10 protein-coding genes are annotated in these 9,411 nt (G+C 75.7%); all 10 read left to right on the plus strand.

What is annotated here, in order from left to right; all coding sequences use genetic code 11:
• Nucleotides 1-3: 3 nt before the first annotated feature.
• Nucleotides 4-507 carry a hypothetical protein gene (locus NJ376_RS17815; protein WP_252954631.1) on the plus strand — a complete coding sequence of 168 codons (504 nt, stop codon included), beginning with the start codon at nt 4-6 and terminating at the stop codon, nt 505-507.
• Nucleotides 497-1,837 (plus strand): AMP-binding protein, encoded by a 1,341-nt coding sequence (locus NJ376_RS17820; RefSeq protein WP_252954632.1) that lies wholly within the window; start codon nt 497-499, stop codon nt 1,835-1,837. The genes NJ376_RS17815 and NJ376_RS17820 overlap by 11 nt, the downstream gene beginning before the upstream one ends.
• Nucleotides 1,834-2,139, plus strand: coding sequence for a hypothetical protein (locus tag NJ376_RS17825; protein ID WP_252954633.1), 306 nt, complete (start codon nt 1,834-1,836; stop codon nt 2,137-2,139). Before NJ376_RS17820 ends, NJ376_RS17825 begins: the two co-directional genes overlap by 4 nt.
• Nucleotides 2,121-3,059, plus strand: a complete 939-nt coding sequence (locus NJ376_RS17830; protein WP_252954634.1) for an LpxL/LpxP family acyltransferase — start codon at nt 2,121-2,123, stop codon at nt 3,057-3,059. Before NJ376_RS17825 ends, NJ376_RS17830 begins: the two co-directional genes overlap by 19 nt.
• On the plus strand, nt 3,056-3,622 hold the full coding sequence (locus tag NJ376_RS17835) for a LolA-related protein (RefSeq protein ID WP_252954635.1): 567 nt from the start codon (nt 3,056-3,058) through the stop codon (nt 3,620-3,622). The genes NJ376_RS17830 and NJ376_RS17835 overlap by 4 nt, the downstream gene beginning before the upstream one ends.
• On the plus strand, nt 3,619-5,973 hold the full coding sequence (locus NJ376_RS17840; RefSeq protein WP_252954636.1) for an MMPL family transporter: 2,355 nt from the start codon (nt 3,619-3,621) through the stop codon (nt 5,971-5,973). Before NJ376_RS17835 ends, NJ376_RS17840 begins: the two co-directional genes overlap by 4 nt.
• An 88-nt stretch (nt 5,974-6,061) precedes the next feature.
• Nucleotides 6,062-7,255: a beta-ketoacyl-ACP synthase gene (locus tag NJ376_RS17845; protein ID WP_252954637.1), complete on the plus strand. Its 1,194-nt coding sequence runs from the start codon at nt 6,062-6,064 to the stop codon at nt 7,253-7,255.
• A complete protein-coding gene (locus tag NJ376_RS17850) occupies nt 7,252-8,034 on the plus strand; it encodes a beta-ketoacyl synthase chain length factor (protein WP_252954638.1) in 783 nt (260 codons plus the stop codon). Before NJ376_RS17845 ends, NJ376_RS17850 begins: the two co-directional genes overlap by 4 nt.
• Nucleotides 8,028-8,474 carry a phosphotransferase gene (locus NJ376_RS17855; protein WP_252954639.1) on the plus strand — a complete coding sequence of 149 codons (447 nt, stop codon included), beginning with the start codon at nt 8,028-8,030 and terminating at the stop codon, nt 8,472-8,474. The genes NJ376_RS17850 and NJ376_RS17855 overlap by 7 nt, the downstream gene beginning before the upstream one ends.
• Entirely contained in the window at nt 8,471-9,208 is a 738-nt protein-coding gene (gene fabG / locus NJ376_RS17860; RefSeq protein WP_252954640.1) for a 3-oxoacyl-ACP reductase FabG, read from the plus strand. Before NJ376_RS17855 ends, fabG begins: the two co-directional genes overlap by 4 nt.
• Nucleotides 9,209-9,411 lie beyond the last annotated feature (203 nt).

Consider the following 9,411-nt stretch of genomic DNA (forward strand, 5'->3'; position numbering starts at 1 on the left):
CGCATGGCATCGCCGATCGCGCGCATCGCCGCCCTGGCCCCACCCTGGCCGGTGCTGTGGCTGATCGCCCTGGCGCTGGAACTCGCGGTCGGCAGCGTGGCGGTATGGCTGGCGGGCACGAAGGGCCCGGCGCTGGTCGGGCTGGGGGTGAACCTGCTGGTCGCCCTGCGCTTCGCCGTCACGCTGCGGCCCGGCGCGGTGCCGCTGATCACCCGCTACGGGCGGCATGACCCGGCCGGGCTGCCGGTGCGGGCCGAGCCCTATACGCGCCGGCTGACCCTGGCCTGGGCCCTGCTGCTCGGCCTGTTCGCCCTGGCCTATGCGGTGCAGATGCTGGGCGTCTGGACCGTGTCGATGATCTCCACGGCGGAAGCCATGGCCTGCACCGCTTTCTTCCTCGGCGAGCATGCCCTGCGCCGGCGGCTCTTCCCCGAGCTCGGCCATGTCTCCCCCGGGCGCACGCTGCGCGCCGTCTTCCAGGCGGCCGGGGCACGCCATGCCGGTTGAGGGGCCGGACCTCGTCCTGACCACCCGCGATGCGGCGGAGATCATCTGCCACCGCGCCGGCGGCCCGGTCACCATCGGGCAATTCCTCGCCGAGGCCGCCGCCCTCGCCGCCACCCTGCCGGAGCAGGGGCATGCGGTGAATCTCTGCGCCGACCGCTACGCCGCCCTGCTCGGCTTTGCCGCCGCCCTGCTGCGCGGCCACCCGACCCTGCTCGGCGCCCGGTCCGGCAGCCTCGACGGCTTCCTGGAGATGGCGGCGGCGCAGTATCCTGGCGCCTATGTGATGGCCGGGGCGGAGGATGAGCGCCGCCCCGCCCTGCCCTTCATCCAGGTCGATGCGCCGCGCCCCGGCGTGCCGCTGCCGCCGCTGCGGCCGATCCCGGCGGAGCGGGTCGTCGCCATCGGCTTCACCTCCGGCTCCACCGGCACGCCCACCGCCCATGCCAAGCCCTGGGGCGCCCTGGTCGCCGCCGCCGCCGCGGCGGCGGCGCGGTTCGGGCTGCGGCCGCAGGACGGGCCGCCGGCCAGCATCGTCGCCACGGTGCCGCCGCAGCACATGTACGGCTTCGAGACCACGATGATGCTGCCGCTGCGGGAAGCCGTGGCGATCCATGCCGGGGCCAGCTTCTTCCCCGCCGAGGTGCATGACGCCCTGGCCGCGGTGCCGCCCCGCCGCCTGCTGGTGACCACGCCGCTGCATCTGCGGGTATTGCTGGCCGAGGGCCGCCGGCCGCCGCCGCTGGCCGCCGTCATCTCCGCCACCGCGCCGCTGGCGCAGGAGATCGCGCTGGCGGTGGAGCGCGACTGGGGCGCGCCGATGCTGGAGATCTACGGCGCGACCGAGGCCGGCTCCGTCGCCAGCCGCCGCACCGTGCGGGAGGATGGCTGGCTGCCCTATGACGGCACCCGGGTCCGCGACGGCGCGGCCGAGGTGCCGGGCCTCGGGACCGTGCCGCTGGCCGATGCGATCGAGCCGCTGCCGGATGGCCGCTTCCGGCTGCTCGGCCGGCTGGCCGACATGGTGAAGCTCGGCGGCAAGCGCGGCTCGCTCGCCGACCTGAACCGGGTGCTGGCCGAGGTCCCCGGGGTGGAGGACGGCGTCTTCGTCGTGCCGGAGGATATCGAGAGCAACCCGGCCGCCCGGCTCAGCGCGGTGGTCGCGGCGCCGGGCCGGACCCCGGCGGAGATCCTGGACGGGCTGCGCGGCCGGATCGACCCGGTCTTCCTGCCGCGCCGGCTGGCCGTGGTGGCGGCGCTGCCGCGCGACCCGCTCGGCAAGTTGCCGCGCCAGGCGCTGGCGACGCTGCTGGCGCCGGGGGAGGAGGCGTGAGCGCGGCCTTCTCCTTCACCGTGCCGGCGGCGCACCCGGCGCTGCCGGGGCATTTCCCCGGCCGGCCCATCGTGCCGGGCGTGCTGCTGCTGGATGCGGTGCTGCAGGCGGTGGCGGCGGCCGAGCCCGGCCGCGGCCGGCCCAGCCTGCTGGCGCGGGCGAAATTCCCCGCCCCGGTGGCGCCGGGCGAGGAGGTCGCGGTGACGCTGGCGCCGCGCGGCGCCGACCGGGTCGGCTTCACCTGCCGCTGCGGCAGCACCACCGTGCTGCTGGGGGAGCTCGGATGGCCGGCGCCGCCCTGACCCCGCCCGCCTGGCGGCAGATGCCGGAGCGCGGCAACACCTTCTGGCTGCGCTTCATGATCGGCGTCGGCCGCGGCCTCGGCTGGCATGCGGGGCATGCGCTGCTCTACCCGATCACCGCCTATTTCCTCGCCTTCTCGCCGCGGCAGCGGCGGGCGGCGCGGGAGTATCTCGGCCGGGCGCTGGACCGGCCGGCGCGCCTCGCCGATCTCTGGCGGCTCTACTTCACCTTCGCCGCCACCATCCTCGACCGGGTCTGGCTGGCGGCCGGGCGGATCGCGGGCTTCGAGATCACCGTGCACGGGCTGGAGGCGCTGCGCCGCCGGGCGGAGCCGGGGCCCGGCGAGCCGCGGACCGGCTGCCTGCTGTTCGGCGCCCATCTCGGCAGCTTCGAGGCGCTGCGCGCGGTCGGCGATGCCGGTTGCCCGGTCGATATCGCGGTGCTGATGCATGAGGCCAATGCGGCGCGGGTGAAGGCGGTGTTCGATGCGCTGGGCGGCAGCAGGCGGACCACGACGGTCATTCCCCTCGGCTGCCCGGACTCCATGCTGCGGGTGCGGGAGGTGCTGGAGCGCGGCGGCCTGGTCGGGCTGCTGGCCGACCGGGCGCCGGCGGGCCAGCGGATGCACCTCGTGGAATTCCTCGGCAGCCCGGCCCCACTGCCGACCGGGCCGCATCTGCTGGCGGCGGTGCTCGGGGCGCCGGTGATGCTGGCCTTCGGCATCCGCACCGGGCCACGCCGCTACGCCGTGCATTTCCTGCCCTTCGCCGAGCGGATCGGCAGCGGCGACCGGGCGGGGCGGGAGGCCGCCATCCTGGCCTCGGTCGAGCGCTATGCCCGCGCGGTCGAGGCGATGTGCCGGGCCCACCCCTATAACTGGTTCAACTTCTACCCCTTCTGGCAGGAGGCGGCGGCGTGAGCGCGACCCGCCGCGCGCTGCTGCTGGTTCCGTTCGCCTTCCCGGCGCTGGCGGCGGAGCCGACGCTCGAGCAGGTGATGCAGGGCTTGGCCGGGGTGCGCGCGCGGCGCTCCCGCTTCACCGAGGACAAGGTGATCCCGGAACTCGAGACCGGCCAGCCGAACGAGGGCACGCTCCTCTGGCAGGCGCCGGACCGGCTGGAGAAGCACACCACCTGGCCGATCGACGAGCGGGTCGCGGTGGCCGGCGGGAGGCTGACCTATGAGCGCCGGGACCGCGGGGTAAAGCGGGAATTCGCCCTGGCCGAACAGCCGGAGATGCAGGCGCTGGTGGAGGCCGTGCGCGGCACCCTGGCCGGCGACCTGGCGGCGCTGCGGCAGCACTACGAGGTGGGGTTCTCCGCCACGCCCGAGGGCTGGCGCATGGTGCTGGTGCCGCGCTCGCTGCGGGTGCGCGGCGCGGTGCAGCGCATCACCGTGACCGGGCAGGGCACCGAATTGCGCGGGGTGAATGTCGAGGGCGGCGGCGGGGTGGACCGGATGCGGATCGCGCCGGCCGAATGACGCGCCTCCTCCTCCTGCTGGCGGTGCTCGCCGGGCTGGGCGGCGTACTGGGCTGGCTGGCGCCGCCGCGGGCCGACCTCGCCGAATTCCTGCCGCCCGGCCGCACCCCGGCCAGCGCCTTCCTGCTGCGGGAGCTGCAATCCGGCGCCGCCACCACCCTGCTGCTGGCCGCCATCGAGGGCGCGCCCCGCGCCGAGCTGGCGCGGCTGTCGCGGGAGACGGCGGCGGGGCTGCGCGCCTCCGGCCGCTTCGGCTTCGTCGGCGACGGCAGCCTGCGGCTGGAGGAGAGCGAGCAGGCGCTGCTCTTCCGCTACCGCTACCTGCTCTCGCCCGAGACCCGCCCGGAGGCCTTCACCGCGGCGGCGCTGCGGCCGAAGCTGGAGGCGCTGCTGGACGGGCTGCGTTCCGCCGCCTCGCCGCTGCTGGCCCGCTACGGCTTCGCCGACCCGACCGGCGCCTTCCTCGGCCTTGCCGCGGCCTGGCTGGGCGAGAGCCATGTCGCCGCCGAGGACGGCGCCTGGTTCGCGCCGGGCGAGGTGCCGCGGGTGCTGCTGGTGGCGCGCGGCCAGGGCGCCGGGCTGGATGCGGAGGCGCAGCGCCTAGCGATCGCCGCCTTCCGCGCGGCCTTCGCCGCTGCCCGCCCGCCGCCCGGCGCCCGGCTGCTGCTCAGCGGCCCCGGCGTCTTCGCCGCGGAAGCGGCCGCGACCATCGAGCGCGACGTGCGGCGGCTGACCCTGCTCGCCACCCTGCTGCTGGCCGGCTTCCTGGTCTGGCGCTTCCGCTCCCTGGCGGTGCTGGCGCTGGTGGCGGTGCCGCTGCTGGCGGCGACCCTGGCCGGCTATGCGGCGGTGGTGGCGCTGTACGGCAGCGTCCATGCCATCGCGCTCGGCTTCGGGGTGACCATGCTCGGGGTGGTGGTCGACTACCCCATCCTGCTGCTGACCCTGCGCCGCAGGGATGAGCCGCTCGGCGCCGCGGCGACGCGGATCTGGCCGACCCTGCGGCTGTCGGCGGTCGCGGCCGCGGCGGGGCTGCTGGCGATGGTCGGCTCCGGCCTGCCGGGGCTGGTGCAGACGGGGATCTTCGCTGGTGCCGGGCTGCTGGTCGCCGCCGCCACCACCCGCTGGCTGCTGCCGCGCCTGGTGCCGGAGGAGGCCCGCCTCCTGGCCCGGCCGATGCACCTCTCCCTCGCCACGCTCCGCGGCCGGCCCCTCCCGGCCCTCGCGGTGCTGGCGGCGGCCGCGGCCGTGCTGCTGGCGACCGGCGGGCCGGACCGGCAGCGCGACCTGGCGGCGCTGAGCCCGGTTCCGGCCGCGCAGCAGGCGCTGGATGCCGAGCTGCGCGGCCAGCTCGGCGCCCCGGATGTGCGCAGCCTCTTCGTCATCGGCCCCATGGCCACGGAGGGCGAGATGCTGCAACGCGCCGAGGCGCTGGGCGCGGCGGCGCAGGCGCTGGTCGCCCGTGGGCTGCTCACCGGTCTCGACCTGCCGAGCCGCTACCTGCCCAGCCCGGCCCTGCAGGCCAGCCGCCAGGCCGCGCTGCCGGAGGAAGCCACCCTCGCCGCGGCCCTGCGCGAGGCCGCCGCCGGGCTGCCCTTTCGCCCCACCGCCTTCGACCGCTTCATCGCCGCGGTTGCCGAGAGCCGCGGCCTGCAGCCGCTCGACCTCGCCACCCTGGCGGCCGGGGCGCCGACCATCGCCGCCCGGCTGTCGCCGCTGGTCAGCCGGCATGGCGCCGAGATCTGGGGCATCGCCCCCGCCACCGGCGTCGCCGATCCGGCGGCGCTGGAGGCGGGGGCCGCCGGGCTTGGCCTGCCAAGCGTGCTCTTCCTCGACGTGAAGCTGGAGCTGGAGCGGCTGCTGGCGGCCTATGGCCGGGCCACGCTGGGCTGGGCGCTGGCCGGCGCCGGGGTGGTGCTGGGCCTGCTGGTACTCGGGCTAGGCCGGTTCGGCCGGGCGCTGGTGGTGGCGGCGCCGATCGGCGGCGCCGTCCTCATCACCCTGGCGGTGCTGACCCTGCTCGGCGAGGCGCTGAGCCTCTTTCACCTCGCCGCCCTGTTGTTGCTCGCCGGTCTGGCGATCGATTACGCTCTCTTCCTTGCAGCAGGCCGTGCGACGCCCGGCGAGGCCAGGGAGGATGCGACGGAGGATGCGACGCAGGACACGACCCTGGGCGCCGTCTTGACCTGCGCCGTCTCGACCCTGCTGACCTTCGGTATGCTGTCCCTGAGCGAGACCCCCGTGCTGCACGGCATCGGCCTAACCGTGACCATCGGCGTCGCCGCCGCCTTCCTGCTGGCCTGCGCCTTTTCGCCGCGCGGCCCGCAACGCCGCCCGGGGCGGGGCAGTTAGTGCGTTTGTCGAGACCTGCCGCCGCCCGGTGCCCTGCCGCGGCCTGGCCGCAACGCCGCGCGGCGGTCCTGTGGGGAGGTCCTGTCGGGTGAGCCCCTTTTCGCCGATGCGGATCAGCGCGGGGACGGTGGTGACGGCGCTCGGCGCCGGGCTCGGCCCGTTGCGGGCGGCCTTGCAAGAACGGCGGGGCGGGCTGGCCCCCTGTAGCTTCCCCGGCGCCCCCGGCGGGATCTGGGCCGGTGCCGTGGCAGGGCTGGAGGAGGCCGCGCCGCCGCCGGACCTCGCCGTCTATGATTGCCGCAACAACCGGCTGGCGGAACTTGCCCTGCGGAGCGACGGCTTCGCCGCGGCGGTGGCGGCGGCGCGGGACCGCTATGGGCCGGAGCGGGTGGCCGTGGTGGTCGGCACCAGCACCGCCGGCATCGAGCAGACCGAGCAGGCCTATGCCGCGCGCCGGCCCGGCGAGACCGAACTGCCGGCGGCGTTCGACTACGGCCATACCCACGATCTGCAGGCGCTGCCGGCCTATCTGCGGGCCCGGCTTGGGCTGCGCGGGCCGGGGCTGGTGATCTCCACGGCCTGCACCTCCGGCGCGCAGGCAATCCTGCAGGCGGCGTCGCTGATCGCCACCGGGATGGTCGATGCCGCGGTGGCGGGCGGGGTGGACAGCCTCTGCCGCATGACCCTGCACGGCTTCGCCGCGCTGGAGCTGCTCAGCGCCGGCCCCTGCCGCCCCTGCGCCGAGGACCGCGACGGCATCGCCATCGGCGAGGGCGCCGGGCTCGTGCTGCTCGAACGGCCGGAGGCGGCGGCGGCCGGGCCGCTGCTGCTCGGCGCCGGGGCGAGCAGCGACGGCCACCACATGTCGGCGCCGCATCCGGAGGGGCTGGGCGCCGTCGCCGCCATGCGGGCGGCGCTGGCGGCGGCCGGGATCGCGCCGGGGGAGATCGACTACGTCAACCTGCACGGCACCGGCACCCGCGCCAATGACGCCATGGAGGATGCCGCCATGCACCAGGTCTTCGGCAATGCGGTGCCCTGCAGCTCCACCAAGGGCTGGACCGGGCACACCCTCGGCGCCTCCGGCGCGATCGAGGCGCTGATTGCGACGATCTGCCTCGAGGCGGGGCTGGTGCCCGGCTGCCTGGGGATCGTGGCGGCCGATCCGGCCTTCCGCAGCCAGGTCGCGACCGGCAACCGCGCCATGGCTTTGCGGCGGGTGCTGAGCAACTCCTTCGGCTTCGGCGGCAGCAATTGCAGCCTGGTGATCGGGCAGGGATGAGGGCGTTCCTGAGCGGGGTTGCGGTCTTCGGTCCCGGCCTGCCGGGCTGGGCCGCCAGCGAGGCGATGCTCGCAGGCACCGCGCCCTGGACGATGGCGGAGGCCCTGCCGCCGGTCCCCGCCGTCCTCGCCCCGGCCAATCGCCGCCGCGCCAGCGCCGCCGTGCGCTTCGCCCTGGCCGCCGCCGACGATGCCTCGGCGGAAGAGCCCGACCGCGCCGCGCTGGAGACGATCTTCGCCAGCGGCAATGGCGACGGTGCCGTGGTGGGCGGCATCCTCGATGCGCTGCACGCGCCGGATGAGGCGGTCTCGCCGACGCTGTTCCACAACTCGGTGCATAATGCGGCGGCGGGGTACTGGCATATCGCGGTCGGCTCGACACGGCCCTCGCTGAGCCTCGGCGGCCATGACGGCGCCTTCGCCGCCGGGCTGCTGGCGGCCATGACCGCGGCGGCGCACGGGCGCCCGGTGCTGCTGGTGGCCTATGACACGCCGCTTCCATCGCCGCTGGCGGCCAAGCGGCCGACCGGCTTCGCCTTCGCCACCGCCTGCGTGCTGCGGCCGGACCCTGGGGGGGCGCGGGCCGAGCTGGCGCTGCGCTACCTTGCCGGGCCGCTGCCCGCCGCCGCGCCGGGGGATGCGCTCGATGCATTGGCCGAAGGCAACCCCGCGGCGCGCGCTTTGCCGCTGCTGCGGGCGCTGGCCGCGCGGCGGGCGGCGCTGGTGCGGCTGCCGCTGCTGGAGGATGCGCATCTCGAATTGCAGGTCAGCCCGTGCTGACCCCGCCTCTGGGGGCCGCGGCGATTGCCGGGCTGGTGCCGCACCAGGGCAGCATGTGCCTGCTGGACCGCGCGCTATCCTGGGATGCGGCGGAGATCCTCTGCGCCACCGACCGGCACCGGGACCCTGCCAACCCGCTGCGGCGGGACGGGATGCTGCCGGCGGTCTGCGGCCTGGAATTCGCCTTCCAGGCCATGGCCCTGCACGGCGCCTTGAACGCGGGTGGGGCGCAGCGGCCGGGCTTCGTCAGCAGCCTGCGGGAGGTGGCGCTGGAGGCCGAGCGGCTGGATGACATTCCCGGCGAGCTGCGGATCGCGGCGACGGCGTTGATGGCGGAGGCGGGCGGCTTCATCTACCGCTTCGCCATCACCGCTGGCGATCGCCGCCTGCTGCACGGCCAGGCCGCGGTCATTCTCCCGCGTGAGGACGCCCCCGCATGACGCCGCACAGGACGGGCCGCCGCGCCCTGGTGACCGGCGGCGCCAGCCCGATCGGGGCCGCCATCTGCCGCGCCCTGGCCGCCGAGGGCCATGCGGTGCTGATCCACGCCCATGCCGGGCTGGAGCGCGCGGAGGCGCTGGCCGCTGAGCTGCGCGGCGCCGGCAGCCAGGCGCTGGCCTTCGGCTGCGACCTGACCGACATGGCGGCGACCGCCACGGCGCTGGAAGCGCAGCTTGCAGCAGGGCCGGTGCAGGTCTTCGTGCACAATGCCGGCACGCATGACGACGTGCCGCTGGCCGGCATGTCGGAGGCGCAGTGGCGCGGCGTGGTCGATGTCTCGCTGAACGGCTTCTTCGCTGCCCTGCGGCCATTGATCCTGCCGATGATCGGCACCCGCTGGGGGCGGATCATCGCGATCTCCTCCATCTCCGCGCTGCTGGGCAACCGGGGGCAGGCGAATTATGCGGCGGCCAAGGCCGGGCTGATCGGGGCGGTGAAGTCGGTCTCGCTGGAATATGCCTCGCGCGGCGTGACGGCGAATGTGGTCGCGCCCGGCATCATTGCCTCGCCCGCGGTGACGGCGGCGATGAGCCCGGCACGGATCGCCGAGATGGTGCCGGCGAAGCGGGCCGGACGGCCGGAGGAGGTGGCCGACCTGGTGGCCTTCCTCGCCTCCGACCGCGCCGCCTATATCAGCGGCCAGACCATCACGGTCGGTGGCGGGCTCGGATAGGCGTTGCAGGGCGGCGGCCATGCGCCGGCCCTGGGACCTCCACCTGAGCCTGCCCTGTCTGGTGCCCTTCCGCGGCTTTGCCGCGGAAGGCTGTGCGAGGTCCTGGGAGTTAAGCGCGTCCGGGGCCCCCGCGAGCCGCGCAGCGGCTTCGTGGGGAATGCCTACTCGGTGCGGTCGCGGACCCAGTCGCCGGCGCGGCCGAT

Origin of the sequence: Siccirubricoccus soli (assembly GCF_024178315.1) — a bacterium.
Taxonomy (GTDB): Bacteria; Pseudomonadota; Alphaproteobacteria; order Acetobacterales; family Acetobacteraceae; genus Siccirubricoccus; species Siccirubricoccus soli.

Bases quoted from the DNA above. Each gene is read 5' to 3' on its own strand.
- NJ376_RS17815 (WP_252954631.1), top strand. From the start codon at position 4: ATGGCATCGCCGATCGCGCGCATCGCCGCCCTGGCCCCACCCTGGCCG.
- NJ376_RS17830 (WP_252954634.1), top strand. From the start codon at position 2,121: ATGGCCGGCGCCGCCCTGACCCCGCCCGCCTGGCGGCAGATGCCGGAG.
- NJ376_RS17820 (WP_252954632.1), top strand. From the start codon at position 497: ATGCCGGTTGAGGGGCCGGACCTCGTCCTGACCACCCGCGATGCGGCG.
- NJ376_RS17850 (WP_252954638.1), top strand. From the start codon at position 7,252: ATGAGGGCGTTCCTGAGCGGGGTTGCGGTCTTCGGTCCCGGCCTGCCG.
- fabG (WP_252954640.1), top strand. From the start codon at position 8,471: ATGACGCCGCACAGGACGGGCCGCCGCGCCCTGGTGACCGGCGGCGCC.
- NJ376_RS17840 (WP_252954636.1), top strand. From the start codon at position 3,619: ATGACGCGCCTCCTCCTCCTGCTGGCGGTGCTCGCCGGGCTGGGCGGC.